A 16,331-nucleotide genomic window follows, 5' to 3' on the forward strand; every position below is an offset into this window, starting at 1 on the left:
GTTAAAACGCCAATGGTCTTTCAATTGCTATTGTTAGTTTGATGATGGAACGGTCATTCTTTCGATTATGCTAGTGCTGCATCAAGGCCGGGCAAGGTCTGTCGGACGCGCTGTATGCCGACTATAGTCACGCAATCGCCCGCTTTTGATCGGTACCTGAGCAGCCATTGCGGCGTCTTCGACTGTCTGGCCGTGCCGCCTGCGGTGATCGTCCTATCGGAAATAGCAATATTAACGCTGCCCCGTTCGCGCTACGTTTATTTCAGTTTTGTCTTCCGGCACGATTTCGATGTCTGCGACCCGTTACTGCTAGCTTGTCGGTTCTACGCGCGACGGCGGCTGGTCTTGTCCATAGTCTTATGGGTCAAAAAAATTAGGTTTAAATGCATGTAAGCGTTAAAACAGCTAGCAAAAAAATTATTCATTTCCCTGAAAATTGTCTGCGCTTTAGCACTCGAACTGAGCTGGCATTCGGTGTGTTTGGCAATCCGTTTAAGGAGATTTGGATGACTTAAAATTTAATTCCAATCAGTTTTACCGACAGCGCGCTCGCTGAAATCGATGCGGCGCTGGGTGTTTTGGAAAACCACTTCTCCAGTTTTCTTAGCCTATCGCTCGACGAGCGGCGCAATCTGGCCAAGATGGGCAATAAGACCGACGCCTTTTGCCGGCAGACTCTGATCGTCTCCAGTCAAAATCGGCAAGCCTTGCCGCCGAGCCTGGATATGGGGGAAGCCGTGGCCGACTTGACCCGCGCCCGGTTTACCGTGCGTAGCGGTCGGTTCGCGAGTTTGGCGGGCCGTGTTGCTCGCTAATAGGCGATTGCCACCGGATGCCCGGACCCAATCGAAAGGCATTTCGCCTTGCGCGCAAGGCAAAAAGCCATTCGCGTAAGTCTCCGAGTCCCAATCGCAAGGCTACTCGCCTTGCACGCAACTCTAAAAGTCTTGCGCGCAAGGCAAGAAGCCATTCACGCAAGCCTCCGAATCCCAATCGCAAGGCTACTCGCCTTGCACGCAACTCTAAAAGCCTTGCGCGCAAGGCAAAAAGCCATTCGCGCAAGGCTCGGAATCCCAATCGAAAGGCTCCGAACCTTGAACACAACCCTAAAAGCCTTGCGCGCAAGGCAAAAATCCATTCGCACAAGCCTCCAAGTCCCAATCGCAAGGCAAAAAGCTATTCGCGCAAGTCTCGGAATCCCAATCGCAAGGCTAAAAGTCTTTCGAGCAAGCGAACTAGAATCGCCGGCAGGGTATAAAACGATTAATCCAGTCCGAAATTGGGGTATGTCCCAAATTTTGTGTAAACGGAGGTATAGCTTCACGGCAGTTGGAGTGTGGTTGCCTGCAATGCGTTGAGAATGCTTGGGTAGTCGAAATTTTCCGCCAACTTCGACAGGTTTTTGTAGAGGACTAAATCGTAAGGGAGAACTTGCTCGATCACCGTGTTGATATGTTCTTGTTCCAGGCTTTTTAACGCCTGGATGAGTTCGTTGCGTAATTCTTGGGGCAATACGGATAGTCTTTCAGTCGTCAATTGCAGGGTATCCGGTTCGGTCGGCTGCGAGTCGGTATAAATATATTGCACGCCTAATTGTCTGGTCAGACATTCGTAGATTTCGTTAAAGCGGTAGGGTTTGCGCACGAAGTCGTCCATCCCCGCATCCTGCATTTCTTGCTGCTGTTCCTTGAAGGCCGAGGCGGTGACGGCGACGATCTTTACCGTTTGGCCGTCTTGCAATTGACGCAGGCATTTGGTGGCTTCTATGCCGTCCATGACCGGCATGCGCCTATCCATCCAGATCAAGTCGGGGCGCCATTCTTGGAACACGTCCAAACATTGTCGGCCGTTCTCTACTATTTTCACGACGAAGCCGAGGTCTGTCATCAGGCGGCGGAGCAGCAACTGATTCTCGCGCTGATCCTCGACAATCAGGATTCGATACCGAGGCGTTCCTGGTATCGGACTCACCACTTCGCCAGGTGTTCGAATTTCCGGTCCGTGAATATCGGCAGGGCTTGCCAGTTCCAGCGGCAAATCCACCCGGAACAGCGATCCCTTACCCGGGGTGCTCTCGACGGCGATGCTACCGCCCATCATCCGCACAAACTGGCGGGTGATGGTCAGCCCCAAGCCGGTACCGCGTTGTCCGCCACCTTCCGTCAGCTGTACGAAAGGTTCGAATAGGCGCTGATGATCTTCAGGCGCGATGCCGGGTCCGGTGTCCTCGACTTCGATCAATATGTGCTGGCGGGCGTTGTTCTTGACGCCCAAACGTAGCGTCACGCCGCCCTGCTCGGTGAATTTCACGGCGTTATTGATCAAATTAATGATGATTTGACGAATGCGGGCTTCATCGGCCTTGATATAGCGCGGGAACTCGGATGACTGATCCAGGGTCAGCGACAAGCCTTTTTCCCGAGCGCGGAGTTGCATCATTTCAGTGACTTCCCGCACTAGCCCGCCTAAATCGAAGGCGGTGGTTTCCAGTTGCAGCCGTCCGGCTTCGATCTTGGCGACTTCCAGTACGTCGTTGATCAGGGTCAAGAGATGCTCGCCGCTGCGGTTGACGATATCGAGGTTTTCGCGCTGGTGTTCGGTCAGATGCGGATCGCGGCGCATGATATTGGAGAATCCGAGTATGGCATTCATCGGTGTGCGTAGTTCATGGCTCATATTGGCCAGGAATATGCTTTTGGCCTTGTTAGCGGCTTCGGCGGCATCTCGTGCTAACAACAGTTCCGAGGTCCGTTGCCGAACGGTATCCTCCAACCGGTCCTTGTAGCTCAACAACTCAGCCTCTGCCTGTTTGCGCTCGGTAATATCCAATGAGGTACCGATAAAGCGCACCGGTCGCCCATCCTCGTCGAAATAAGGCTCGCCGCGTTCATGGATGTGTTTCACGCGGCCATCCGGGAATAGCAGTCTGTGCTCGACCTGATACAAGCTTTTATCGATGATCGCCTGGTTATAGGCTAATGTCACCTTGTCTCGGTCATCGGGGTGCACCGTCGCTAAGAATGCGGCAAACGTCGCTTCAAATTGTGTCTTGTCGATCTCCCAAATACGGAATATTTCGTCGCTCCAAATTAACACATCGTTGATCATATCCACATCCCAGCTACCAATGTGGCCAATACGTTGCGCTTCTTCCAGCGCCGACTGACTGCGTTGCATAGCCGCCTGGATCCGCTTGCGCTCGGTGATGTCCATGTTGGTGCCAATCATGCGCAGAGGCTTGCCTTCGCTATTCTGTATCGTCTGCGAATCCGCCTTGATATAGCGGCTGGAGCCGTCCGGATGAATGATGCGGAATTCAGGCGAGTACTCGCGCTCGCCCCGCAGGGCAGCCTGAATTTCTTTGTCGATATACGCCTTGTCCTCCGGATGAATGGTTCGTATCCAAGCGTCGTAGTCGCCACTGAAGCCGCCCCGTTGAATACCGTAGAGTTGGTACATCGAATCATCCCACACCAACTCGTTCTTAACGATATCCCAGTCCCATATGCCGATGTTGGCGACGCGTGTGGCCAGTTGCAACCGCTCGGACGAAAGACTCAAAGCTTCGTTGGCCAGCTTACGCTCGGTGATGTCTATGGCTACGCCATCCCACACCGTTAGATCATTGACCAATCTGGGCCGGGAATTTATCTGAAACCAACGGTTTGTTCCATTAGCATGCAAAAACGGCAGTTCGATTGAGAAATCGCTTAATCTCCTGGCGCTGTCTGCTTCAGCTTCCTCAAGCAAAACCTTATATTGCGGGTCTAATTGAGTTAATAGCAATGCGGAATGCTTCAGGACTTGTTCCGCTTTTAATCCATGCGCCTTTTCAACGCCGGCGCTGATAAATTTAAACTCACGCTCGCCATCCGTGGAGATTGTATATTGGAAAATATAGCCATTGGGTAAGTTGTTACCAATGGAACGCAGTTGCTCTTCATTGGATTTAACGATTTGCAAAAGGTGAAAAGTCGAAACTTTCTCATTTTTTAACTTAATGTTCAGTATTTTTATTCTAACAGTCGTTACCAGCAATGCCAGCACAATGACGCCGAATACAATAATTTGCCAAGAATACTGCTTCAAAAAATCCAGCAGGGTGATTCGATCGACGCGATCGTACGGAGGGGCGTGTATTGCATGTAAAAGTTCGTACACCGGGGAATAATTGGCAGGCAGATCAAAGCCGCCAATAGTTAGCTTATCGATTAACTCCCGGTTGTTGTTCATGGAGAGCAGCGTGCTCACCAAGTCGCGTTTTAACTGTGGGTCGATATTGCTGACGGACACTAGCGGCCACTCCGGGTACAATATCGTCGAATGTCGATAAGGGTAGCCGGGAGAATTCATGGCATGAATGATTTTAACGCGATTGAGATCGACTTTATTCTCCTCGGCCATATGCTCCAAAATACCGGAGCGGATAAACCCAACCTCCGCTCTGCCGGCGAGCACTTCTTCAACGACTTTATCCTGCGGCATGCCGGTAAAAACGATATCTTTCGGATTAGGTAAATCTAAGCCCTCAGCCTTAAACAAGTATAGCTGCGCCTGGTAACCCCCCAGCGAATCTTCAAAAACGGCTGCTATTTTGCGGTTTTTAATGTCGGCTAAAGAGTTAATATCCGTATGATCCTGAGTCGTGAATATGATGCCGCCAAAACTACTTAAACTGTAATTAGCTTCGCGATTAATTAAAGTTGCCAGCGGCTGAGTTAAGTTGAATTTATGCGAAAGCAGTACATAATGCGAAGGGTTGGTCAACACAAACTCAAAACGGTTTTCTTCTATCGCCCGTACAAGTCCCGGATAATCGAGTACTTTTACCTCAAAATGATAACGTGGAAGCGATTTTGTCAAATATTCGGCCAAGTTATTCCATCTCGCCTGTTCCTGTGGGATGGGCCGAGGGGATAACATCCCGATGGTTACAAGCTCTTCTGCCGAAATAGCGGTGCAAAAAAGCAGTATGCAAAAAAATGAAATGACTTTTGCCGACATATTCTGTTTATAGGTATACGAGAGCTCAAGGAAATTGAATATGTTTATAAGCGTCTAGTAAAAATTTAACCGGAATTCGTGCTCCCAGTCGTCTAAACGCCACCGATTGCGCATAAGCGCTTTTTATCGGTCGTCCGGGCCATGAGCTCATTATTTTGCGCGGTCTACTGTCGAATTTTCCTCAAAAACCCCGGCATTTCCGTTCACCGTCGCATGTTCTAGCTATTTGGCCGCTAATCGGCAACCGCAGATCGGCAGGGAAGGCGAGTGCTTTGATCGCGTCGCGTTCGTCGCGCTTATCCGCCCATCGACCACCGCTTCGATGTTGATGATGTCCAGGCATTGCCCCACCAAGGCCAACGAAGCCTACGAGGTGAATTCCGTTTTTAAAGCCGTCGGTTTGAAGCGGGCCATGATCAGTTCGGTTGAAGGAATGAATGGTAATTGTCCTATATATATCGTTCTGATGACTCATAAGCCTCGGTCAATTTGAACAAACGCCCTGACTGCCATGGCGGAGTATTGGCCTCCGCGATAAAAAAACCTGATCATCATAGTCTTTGCAGATCGAATAGGTGGTTAAATCGATGCCAACACTCGGCTAGATGGCGCGGCGAATCTTTGGGCTTGGATCGCCAGAAGCCACACCGTCAGAGGCCGTTTGGTACCTTCAAACAGCGTCCCCGTTGGTCAGTGGCGCTGGGTGATGACAGGCCGTACATTGACAAAGTTTGCGGGTCTTGACCACGTTAAAACGATAACCACCATAACTTGGGTATTGAAAACCGGCGGTCATCGTGCCTGAAATAGGGTTTCGGCGTACTGGGCATCGGTAGTTTACAGCTTCAGAACATCCATCAAATCGAAGCCTTTTTGAAATTGGATCGGGTTCTTCTTAATCTCAGCATCCTGCAGTCGGACTAATACTTTCATCGGACTTATCGGAGGCTTCTAAGTTGTTGAGGCTCATCGATAATCAGCTTGGACTATGGCATATGCCGCAACAATTAATTAGAACTGTGTCAAATCCCGTAGAGCCGACGGTCGAATGAATTAACAGGGGTTTTTGGTTTTTAATAAGTATATGAAATTTATAGTGATTGTTCTTTGGTCTTTTTATTGCTTTCCAGTAAGTGCTCTATTTTGAGCGCTAGCCAAACCTGTCGCGAGGCAGGGCCGGAAAGCCACGGGTCTTGTAGGCAAGATAGCCGGGTTGCTGTGTCACGGGTAGGGATGCCGGGAAAGACTGCTTTTGCCTCGAAGAGGGTTAAAGCAAGTGACGCACACACAGTTGAGAAGTTTATCCATTCAACCCTTCTTTTTTGAAACAAGGTAATTAAATGAATTTGGAAATTAACGCAATACGCAAAACTAAACTCGCGGGATTGGCTATGATGTTGGCCGCCGCGACTCTGGCCCCGCAAACCGCTAGCGCGGCCCTAGTCTCAGGAACAGCGACCATCTCGCTAAACGGTGTTTGGAACTCGGCGTTTCTCGCTTCAGGATGGGCTCCGACGACTTTTTTCGATTCGTCCTTTAATAACACGATGATAAGCGGCTCTCTCGCCGGCGGAACCGCGATTAGCGGCTTTACCGGTGCTTTCGAGGCACCGATTAACACCAATACGACGACGATCGTCATCGGTGGTTTCGGTACCGCCGGCACCATTCAGGCGACGACGATGGATACCAGCAATTCCTCGGTCGGGGTTATCGGCCTTAGCGGCGCCTTCCGGTTTACCGCTCCTTCGCTGTCAACCTATCTGTCGTCCGAGGATTGGACGTTGCAAAAAATCGGCGGTACATGGAACCTAGTGGACCACTCACCCGGCTTTCCGGACAACACCTTATTCCAACTGGTAAACGTTGTCGATAATCTGGCGACGACCGGCATGCTTGACGGCGACCTGCAGTTTTTGCCTGATCCGGCCCATCAAGCGGGTGGCTTTTCCTACTCGGGCTTTTTGGGTGCTACCGGAGCAAAACTCAGCACGACTATAGGTCATCTGAGCATCGCGCCGGTCGCGGCGGTACCTCTGCCAGCCGCGGCATGGTTGTTTGGCACCGCTTTGTTGAGTTTGTTCGGTATCAACCGCCGCAAAAACAGCATCAGCGCCTAAGTCGTTCATGGAATACGGCGTGGATTTAGCGCTAGATTGCCGCACGATGAGGCTTGCGGTATTCAAGATTAGAATTATTCCAATCGTTCTTGAAAATCATACATTGACCACTGTTGTAGTAGCGGCGTAAACGTTGCGAGAGCACGTCCATGCTTCCCCCTGAGCAGGATTTGGGCCAGGGGGTTGTTTTTTAGCGCTATCCTCCGTTTAAACCTTTTCGAAGATTTCTGATTTGATGGGCCCCTGCTTCAACTAAATGCCACAACCCTGTCAAATCAAACCAACTTAACCCAAATTTTAAGGGTCTCGCGCGGTGTTAGCGGAGAGGCTTTCCACGGCGCCCGACGCAAGATCGTGCCGCCATTGCCAAGGCGTTTATATCCAAAAGGACGTATATCGCCAAAATGGTCTACAACCAGACGACTCGGGTAATGCTGGACGGCCCGACGGATAGTGCCTCCAGGCGAATTTATGGTTGGGAGCGTAAGAATGTTTAGCGCCCGCGTGATACACCCACCAACAAGCGGCCGTGCCAATTGCCAAGACCCTATGCTTAGTTATTTTGGTCGCGCTCCGGGCCGTACGCTCTCATGAAAACGTCGACGGCGCGCTCGACGACATCATGAATCAGGTCAGGCGGCAGTTCATTCAAGATGTTCATCAACCACTGTTCAGACACTTCCGACTCCAACAGTCCGCGAAAGTGGGCCGCAACCACGCGGGGCTCGGCGGGACGCAACCGACCGGCCTTGATGGCTGCGGCAAAATAGTCTTCCAAATATTTCATGCCTACACCTGGGCCGCGCTCGAAAAACAGTCGGCCGACATCCCCACTGCCGGACGCGGCGATAATCATGCGCCTCACCGCCAGTTTTTCCGGCGTGAAGAACGTACTCAGCACGCGCTCTCCAACCAGTTTTAAAGTGGAGGCAACGTTCTCCGATGGTTGAAGCAGCGCAACCGTTAAGCGCAATTCATCGTTGTAAAGATACGCCGATTCGCCTTCGTAAATTTTCTGAAACATTCCCTTGTGGTGGTCTGCGGAAGACTCCACCAATTCCAGGAATAGCTCGTTCTTGGAGCTGAAGTAGCCGTAAACAGTCGCTTTCGATACGCAGGCCAACGTTGCGATATCCGACATCGTCGCGCCTTCGAAACCTAATTTCTCAAATGCAATCTTTGCCGCCTCCAAGATAGTCTGGCGACGTTCAGGGCTTTTTTTTCTCAACGGGGGGACTCCTTAACTAAACCAATGAGTTCATTTTTGCTTGACAAAAGGAATCTGTCAAATTTAATATTAACCATACCGTTCAGTTTAGTTATTGCGCGACATGACACTCCTATGCTGAAGCGAAAGATGTGAAAACTGATTTCAATGAATCCTAGAGCTTCGTATCGAGCCGCGAAACAACCAGGCTCGAATACCTGAGTTGTCGCCTCGCACCCCCGAAATCGCGCTGATTGTGTTTTAGAGGGAAGACTTTTAAGTCGCTCTTGCTTTTTACTCAACCTGTCCCATGAGGATTAATCGCTATGCACTGTATGAGAACTGAAACATTTTGCGCAGTCGGCGCGCTGGCTTTGTTATCCGCTTGCGCTTCAACGCCGACAACGGACCCTAGAGACCCGTACGAAAACTACAACAGAAAAGTTCAATCGTTTAACGACGGTTTGGATGATTATGTGATGAAACCGGTGGCGGAGGGCTACAAGTGGTTGATGCCAGATTTTGCCGATCAAGGGATTAGCAATTTCTTTAGCAACATTGGCGAAATCGGCGTGATTGCCAACGATGCTCTGCAAGGCAATTTTTCCCAATCGGGCGAGGATGGTGCTCGATTTTTGATCAACAGTACCGCTGGCTTAGGTGGCTTCATCGATGTAGGCGCCATGCTGGATCTACCCAAGCACGACGAAAGTTTCGACAAAACGCTTGCTGTATGGGGAATGGATACCGGGTCTTACTTGGTGTTGCCGTTGGTCGGTCCAAGTTCGACGCGCGGCCTTGGGGGGATAGCGGGCGACGCCGCGTTTAACCCGACCACTTACCTTGGTGCGTCTTTTGCCGTATCAGGGTTATCGGGAGCGGTCCGCGCCATAGATAAACGGGCAGACAATTTGGAAAAGGGAAAAATCATCGATGAAGCGGCGATCGATCGTTACGAGTTTTTCAAAAATGCTTATTTTTCGAGAAAAAGCTATGCGGTTGAAATAGGCGGCGTCCAGGAAACGGTGCCATTGGAACTCAACGGTTCCTCGGAGTGACGGTACTTGAGGGGCATTGGAGCCAGATCGGAATTGCCATCTGCATAACCCCGTATTCTAGTTACCAAACGACTATCCCGGATTTCGTCAACCATCTTTTTCCAAGCTAACGATCATGAAACCGCTGCATCTCCCCGGTAAATGACAGCCATTGCGTAGCAGCGGTTTTAGCCGCGATTGACAGCGTTCCGACACCCTGGGTGGTGCATCCATTGACTTTCATAGTAAATCGGAAGTCGGTCTAGTCATAACACCCTCGCGCCAGCATCACGTCATTTGACAGCACCGAAAAGTGTCAATTTTCAGAGACCGATCAAAAAATTTATGGTGGAGTGCTTGTCGGAACGCAATTTTTCGGGAATAATAAAAACGAAACATTTTATTTTTATTTCCCCGGAGCAAATTATGGCAGCGGAAACGATGAACAAACCCAAAGTAGGGCGGCCGAGAGCCGGTACCGAAACCGAGCGGAACGACTATCTGCTGGATCAGGCTCTGGCGCTGTTCATGCGCGAGGGCTATGCCAACACCAGTATCGCTAAAATTGCGGCGGCGGCCGGGGCTTCGACCCGAACCATTTACGAACGCTATAAAAACAAAGCCGAATTGATGCTGGCTTCGGTGGACCGCTTGGTCGAAACCGATATTTCCGAACTGCAGCGTATCGATGGCTTGGCGACGATGTCTTGCAGCGAGGGTTTGACCGCGCTCGGCGAAACATTGCTGGCTAAAGTCATGCAGCCCGACATGATCTCGTTTTACCGCATGGGCGTTGCCGAGGCGCGGCAATTTCCGGAGCTGAGCGATTTGATCGAAACCAGCGGTCCTCAACGGATTTACCAAATGATTGCCGAATATTTGCGCGGCCACGGCGAGATAAGCGGGTTATCCGCTTCAGAGCGTCAGCGCGCGGCGGCCCTGTTCTTGGAAATGTTGGTTGCCGAGCCGAGAAACAAGGCGCTATTCGGTTGCCTGGCTGCCGACTGGGATGCCCGCGCCCACGTGGAATTTGTCGTTAAGGTGTTTTTGTTCGGCATTGCCGACGGGAGGTCTGCGTGAGAGCGGCCTTATTGACTATTCTGGCCGGCGGCGCGTCGGCCGGATGCAGCGTGTTTCCCGACTATGTCCGGCCGAGCATCGACACGCCTGCCCAATGGCAAGCCCAAAGGACCGAAGCCGCCGGCGCGGCGGAGCGGCTGGACTGGTGGCGCCAGTTCAACGATCCGGTGTTGAGCCGTTTGCTCCAGGCCGCCGAACAGGATAATCCGACGCTGGAGCAAGCCGTGGCGAATATCGCGTCGGCGCGCGCCAGCCTGGCCGGCGCGGAGGCGGGCGGCATGCCCAGCTTGACCACCAAAGGCTCTTTCACTCGCTCCAAGGGTGGCACCACCACCGGCACCGGCGCGCAAACCACCAGCACTAGCGGCTCGAGTTTCAATACCGGCATTACTCAAATTTTGTCCGGTAGTCTCGATGCCAGTTGGGAGTTGGATTTATTCGGCAAGTTCGCCTTCAACCGGCAGGCCGAGCAGGCCCGACTGGCGGCGGCCGAATTGACGCTGCACAACGCTAAAGTGAGTTTGGCGGCCGAGGTAGCGAGCGATTACGTCAGTTACCGGGCCTGTCAACTGACGGCGACCGCCTATCAAAACGCGATCGCTTCCAAACAAGACACCGCGCGCTTGACCGGCGTGCTGGCCGGTGCGGGATTTTCGTCGCCTGCCGACGCGGTCTTGGCCGACGCCAGCTTGCATGCCAGCGAATCCAGTCTGATCGCTCAACGCACGGAGTGCGACAACACCGTTAAGGCCTTGGTGGCATTGACCGGTCTGGCGGAAGCCGATTTACGCGCTTGGCTGGCGGCTGGCGGAGGCATACCGGTACCCGCGCAATTTCAAGTGGATAGTGTGCCGGCCGATTTGCTGACCCAGCGGCCGGATTTGGCCGCCGACGAGCGTAAGTTGGCGGCGGCCAGCGCCGACATCGGCAACGCGGTCGCCAAACGCTATCCCAGCGTCAGCCTGACCGGTTCTATCGGCAAGCGCAAAACCGAAACCACCGGATTGACCTTGAGCAGCAACACCTGGTCGATCGGACCGACCGTTACCTTGCCGATCTTCGACGGCGGCGAATTGCGTTCGAAGGTCGATAGCGCAGAAGCGGCTTATGCCAGCGCGCTGGCTACCTACCGGAGCGACATTCGCAGCGCGGTCAAGGAAGTCGAGCAAGCCCTGGTCAATCTGAGCGGTGCCGAGCAACGGGAACGCGTGGAAGGCCGTAGCGCCGAGCAATATCGCCAGTATTTTCGCGCGGCCGAGCTCAACTGGCGGTCAGGCGGTCTTAGTCTGCTGTCGCTGGAGGACGCGCGCGGCCAGATGATCACCCAAGAAATCAGTCACATTACCCAACAACAAAATCGCGTTCAGTATTGGATCGCGTTGTACAAGGCGCTGGGCGGCGGTTGGCGCGCCCAGGACACGCAATTAAGCGCCGGCGACACCCAGCGCGAGGAGTCATTATGAATATCAGCCAAACATTTTCGATACCGACCTGGATTGCCGGGTTAACCTTGGCCGGTCTAAGCATTGCGTTACCGGCTCTGACCAGCGCGCCGGCGCCGGCGGCGGTCGCCGCTAAATCCAAGGCGGTGCTGGCGGTCGAAACGCTGGTACCGACTAGACAGGAGTGGCCGGTGGCTATTAAGGTCAACGGCGCAGTGGCGGCTTGGCAAGAAGCCAAAATCGGCGCCGAAATCGGCAGTCTGCGCATCAAGCAAATATTAGTCGACGTCGGCAGCCGGGTTAAGCGCGGTCAGGACTTGGCGGTGTTGGCCGACGACACTGTCCTCGCCGAATTGCACAAACAACAAGCGAACGTCGACAAGAGTCGGGCCACTCTCGCTAAGGCCCAGGCCGATGCCGCCCGCGCCCGCGAAATTCAAGATAGCGGCGCCTTGTCGTCGCAAAAAATCGACGAATACGTGATTGCCGAGCAAACCGCCCGCGCCGATCTGGCCTTGGCGCAAGCGGAGCTGGAAAATCAGCGGATCCGCTTGAGCCAGACTCATATCGTCGCGCCGGACGACGGCGTGATTTCGGCGCGCGGCGCCGGCCTGGGCGACGTGGTGGCGGCCGGGACCGAGTTGTTCCGGCTGGTGCGCCAGGGGCGGGTGGAGTGGCGGGCCGAGGTCAATGCCCAACAGCTTGCGCAAATCCGCGTCGGCCAAGCGGTGGAATTGAGCTTGCCCGACGGCGGCGGTGTGATCGGCAATGTGCGGATGACCGCGCCGACCGTGGACGACAACACCCGCAACGCGCTGGTTTACGTCGATATTCCCAACGCCGGGGCCAAGCCGGGCATGTATTTGCAAGGCAGCATCGTCGTCGGCGCGCAAACCGCCTTGGTCGTGCCGCAGACCGCGTTGGTCTTGCGGGACGGCCGCGATTACCTGTTCGAAATCGCCAAGCCCTCCGGCTCGGCGGACCAAACCGCCAGGTCGGTGATTCAACGTAGCGTCGTCACCGGCCGCCGAGTCGGCGACTGGGTGGAAATCCGCGAAGGCATCTCCGGCGATGCCAGTTTGATCGCCGGTGGCGGGGCGTTTTTGAAGGATGGCGACATCGTCAACGTAACGCCTAAAACCTGAACCGCGCCGAAGCAGTCCGCCCGGTAGCGCGCCGGCCTGACGCCGGACCATCCGCCTGCCAACGGCGACTTTTTCAGCCGCGATGCCGAGCGCATCGCTATTTATCAATGTCCAAGCACCGTATCGCGGTCTTGGGCGTGGGAGCAAAATCATGAACTTTTCCGCATGGGCCATCCGCAAGCCGGTACCCAGTCTATTGTTGTTCGCGGTGCTGTCCATCCTGGGCGGCATGGGTCTCAAGCAATTAGGCAAACAAAACTTCCCGGACATCGAAGTGCCTATCATCACCGTCGCCGCCACGCTGGAAGGTGCGGCGCCGGCGCAATTGGAAACCGAAGTGGCGCGCAAGATCGAGGATAAGATCGCCGCTATCGGCGGCGTCGAGCACGTGCGCACCACGATCACCGACGGCTCGGTGGCGATTAAGGTGGAGTTCAACATCGACAAGAACTCCGAGGAGGCGTTGAACCAAGTGCGCAACGCGGTGGATGGCGTCCGCGCCGAATTGCCGTCGGCGATGGCCGCGCCCATTATCTCCAAGACCACGACGGCCGGTAACGCCATTCTGACGTATGTGGTCAGCGCCGAGAATATGGATGAAGCGGCACTGTCGTGGTTCGTCGATAACGATGTCAGCAAGCGTTTACTAGCGGTCAACGGCGTCGGCAGGGTGACGCGCACCGGCGGGGTCGATCGCGAGGTCCACGTCGATCTCGATCCGGTACGGATGGCCGGCTTGGGCGCGCAGGTTAGCGAAGTGGCGACGCAGCTGAAAAAAGTCCAGCAGGATGCGTCCGGCGGTCGCGGCGACATCGGCGGCGGCGTGCAGGCGGTGCGTACCTTGGGCCGGGTGGCGACGGCCGGCGAGCTGCGCAACCTCGATATACCGCTCGCCAACGGCAGCCACATCAAGCTGGATCAAATTGCCGACATCAGCGATACCATCGCCGAACGTTCCACTTACGCGACCCTCGACGGCCGGCCGGTCATCGGCTTCGATATCGTCCGCAATAAAGGCACCAGCGAAGTGACCGTGGCGGAAGCGGTGCGCGCGGCACTGGCCGAGTTTGGCGCCGATCATCCGCAAGTGAGCATCCGCGAGGCCTTCGACACCGTCCAGCCGGTCGAGGACAACTATACCGGCTCGATGCATTTGCTGTACGAAGGGGCCTTCCTGGCCGTGGTCGTGGTTTGGTGGTTTTTGCGGGACTGGCGGGCGACGCTGGTCGCGGCGGTCGCGTTGCCCTTGTCCATCCTGCCGACTTTCGCGGCAATGTGGTATTTCGGTTTTAGTCTGAACATTCTGTCGTTGCTGGCCTTGGCGCTGGTGGTGGGGATTTTGGTGGACGATGCCATCGTCGAAATCGAAAACATCGTGCGTCATTTACGGATGGGTAAGACGCCGCTACAGGCGGCAATGGACGCCGCCGACGAAATCGGCTTCGCGGTGATCGCCACCACCTTTACCTTGGTGGCGGTGTTCTTGCCGACCGCGTTCATGGACGGGGTACCCGGCAAATTCTTTCGTCAATTCGGCATGACCGCGGCGGCGGCGGTATTGGCCTCGTTATTGGTGGCGCGCTTGCTGACGCCGATGATGGCGGCCTATTGGTTGAAACCGCATCCGGAACGCGACAGTGGCGATAATCCGGCTATGCGGGCTTATCTGAAGGTGGTGGACTGGTGCCTAGGCCATCGCTGGCTGGTTGGCGTCGGCGTGGTGGCGTTCGTGGCAGGTTCGCTGAGCCTGATGCCCTTATTGCCCAAGGGTTTCGTACCGGCTTCCGACAACAGTCAAACCAAGGTTTCGCTGGAATTGCCGCCGGGCAGCACGCTGGCGCAAACCCGCCGAATCGCCGCCGAGGCCGAACGCCGTTTGCGCGAGTTGCCGGACGTCACCCAAGTCTTTACGGCGGATGGCGTTTCCAGCAGTGGCGGTGGTGGTCCGGATGCCGCCAGCACAAACTACGAAGTGCGCAAGGCCACCTTAACCCTAAGCCTGCGCGACCGTACCGAACGCCCGTATACTCAAACCACGATTGAGGCGGCCATACGCGACAAACTGGCCGATTTGCCCGGCGTGCGCGTGGCCGTCGGCAGTGGCGGTAGCGGCGAAAAGCTGCAACTGACGCTGGCTAGCGACGATCCGCAAGCCTTGCGCCGGGCCGCCGACGCGGTCGAACTCGAACTGAGGCAAGTGCGCGGCCTGGGCAACATTACGTCGAGCGCTAGTTTGCAACGCCCGGAGATTCAGATTACCCCGGATTTCAACAAGGCCGCCGAATTGGGCGTCACGGTCGAGGCCTTGGCCGAAGTGGTTAGGGTCGCCAGTTACGGCGACTATGCCAACGTGATGGCCAAGCTGAATCTGCCGCAACGGCAAATCCCGATTCGGGTGCGGCTGGCCGAGTCCGTGCGCCACAGTCTCGACGAAATCGGCCAACTGCGGGTGGCTGGACGCGCCGGCAGCGTCAGTTTGGCGACCTTGGCCGACATTCGTCTGGCCGGTGGCTTGCAGCAGATCGATCGCTTGGACCGGATGCGCAACACCACCTTCGAAATCGAGTTGGGCGAGCGCGTGGTCGGCGACGTGTTGGCCGAAGTCATGCAATTACCGACCATGCAAAACCTGCCGGCCGGCGTGCGCACGATAGAATCCGGCGATGCGCAACGGATGAACGAGTTGTTTGGCAGTTTTGGCGGGGCGATGGCGATTGGCGTGCTGTGCATTTACGTGGTTTTAGTGCTGTTGTTCGGCGACTTCAGCCAACCGGTGACGATACTCGGTGCGTTGCCGTTGTCGCTGGGCGGAGCCTTCCTGGCCTTGCTGATGACTGGCGGCAGCTTCGCGATGCCTAGCGTGATCGGGCTGTTGATGCTGATGGGCGTGGTCACCAAGAACTCTATCCTACTGGTCGAATACGCGATGATTGCCCGCCGCGAGCGTGGCATGAGCCGGCTGGACGCGGTGATCGATAGTTGCCGTAAGCGGGTGCAACCGATTCTGATGACGACGATCGCGATGGGTGCCGGCATGCTGCCGATCGCGCTGGGTCTGGGCGCCGACCCGAGTTTCCGGGCGCCGATGGCGATTACCGTGATCGGCGGCTTGCTGACGTCGACCGCGTTGAGTCTGGTGGTGATTCCGGTGGCGTATACCGCGATCGACGATTTGATGGGCACGCTACGTCGCGGCTTGGTTTGGTTAGCGCGGTTACGGCTCCGGCCGGTTTGGCGGGGATCGCCGGCGCGTTGACGTCTCGCCAACGGTGCGCGGGCGGCGGCTATCACCGAAG

Annotated in this window: 9 protein-coding genes and 1 riboswitch; of the genes, 7 read left to right on the forward strand and 2 right to left on the reverse strand. The window is 55.1% G+C overall.

Annotation, left to right across the window (positions count from 1 at the left end; genetic code table 11):
* The first annotated feature begins 578 nt into the window (after positions 1-578).
* Complete coding sequence (locus ACQE3D_RS09205; protein ID WP_313728220.1) at positions 579-815, forward strand: hypothetical protein; 237 nt, start codon at positions 579-581, stop codon at positions 813-815.
* A gap of 505 nt (positions 816-1,320) precedes the next feature.
* Here ACQE3D_RS09205 and ACQE3D_RS09210 read toward each other — a convergent pair.
* Complete coding sequence (locus tag ACQE3D_RS09210; protein WP_313728219.1) at positions 1,321-5,004, reverse strand: PAS domain-containing protein; 3,684 nt, start codon at positions 5,002-5,004, stop codon at positions 1,321-1,323.
* A gap of 1,143 nt (positions 5,005-6,147) precedes the next feature.
* Positions 6,148-6,225: riboswitch (cyclic di-GMP riboswitch) on the forward strand.
* Positions 6,226-6,551: 326 nt separating this feature from the next.
* Here ACQE3D_RS09210 and ACQE3D_RS09215 point away from each other — a divergent pair.
* Entirely contained in the window at positions 6,552-7,124 is a 573-nt protein-coding gene (locus tag ACQE3D_RS09215) for a hypothetical protein (RefSeq protein WP_082885735.1), read from the forward strand.
* Positions 7,125-7,677: 553 nt separating this feature from the next.
* Here the strand turns inward: ACQE3D_RS09215 and ACQE3D_RS09220 are convergent.
* A complete protein-coding gene (locus ACQE3D_RS09220; protein WP_064031767.1) occupies positions 7,678-8,352 on the reverse strand; it encodes a TetR/AcrR family transcriptional regulator in 675 nt (224 codons plus the stop codon).
* A 314-nt stretch (positions 8,353-8,666) separates the two neighbouring features.
* Here ACQE3D_RS09220 and ACQE3D_RS09225 point away from each other — a divergent pair, with 314 nt between their 5' ends.
* The 5 genes from ACQE3D_RS09225 (at position 8,667) to ACQE3D_RS09245 (ending at position 16,291) form a co-directional block, all read left to right on the forward strand.
* Entirely contained in the window at positions 8,667-9,389 is a 723-nt protein-coding gene (locus ACQE3D_RS09225) for an MlaA family lipoprotein (protein ID WP_313728217.1), read from the forward strand.
* Positions 9,390-9,794: 405 nt separating this feature from the next.
* Positions 9,795-10,448 (forward strand): TetR/AcrR family transcriptional regulator C-terminal domain-containing protein, encoded by a 654-nt coding sequence (locus ACQE3D_RS09230; protein WP_313728215.1) that lies wholly within the window; start codon positions 9,795-9,797, stop codon positions 10,446-10,448.
* Positions 10,445-11,911 carry an efflux transporter outer membrane subunit gene (locus tag ACQE3D_RS09235; protein WP_313728214.1) on the forward strand — a complete coding sequence of 489 codons (1,467 nt, stop codon included), beginning with the start codon at positions 10,445-10,447 and terminating at the stop codon, positions 11,909-11,911. Before ACQE3D_RS09230 ends, ACQE3D_RS09235 begins: the two co-directional genes overlap by 4 nt.
* Positions 11,908-13,035, forward strand: a complete 1,128-nt coding sequence (locus ACQE3D_RS09240) for an efflux RND transporter periplasmic adaptor subunit (protein ID WP_313728213.1) — start codon at positions 11,908-11,910, stop codon at positions 13,033-13,035. Before ACQE3D_RS09235 ends, ACQE3D_RS09240 begins: the two co-directional genes overlap by 4 nt.
* A 151-nt stretch (positions 13,036-13,186) precedes the next feature.
* Complete coding sequence (locus ACQE3D_RS09245; RefSeq protein WP_313728212.1) at positions 13,187-16,291, forward strand: efflux RND transporter permease subunit; 3,105 nt, start codon at positions 13,187-13,189, stop codon at positions 16,289-16,291.
* The last annotated feature ends 40 nt before the right edge of the window (positions 16,292-16,331 follow it).

The organism is Methylomonas sp. MS20, assembly GCF_050275925.1.
Taxonomy (GTDB): Bacteria; Pseudomonadota; Gammaproteobacteria; order Methylococcales; family Methylomonadaceae; genus Methylomonas; species Methylomonas koyamae_A.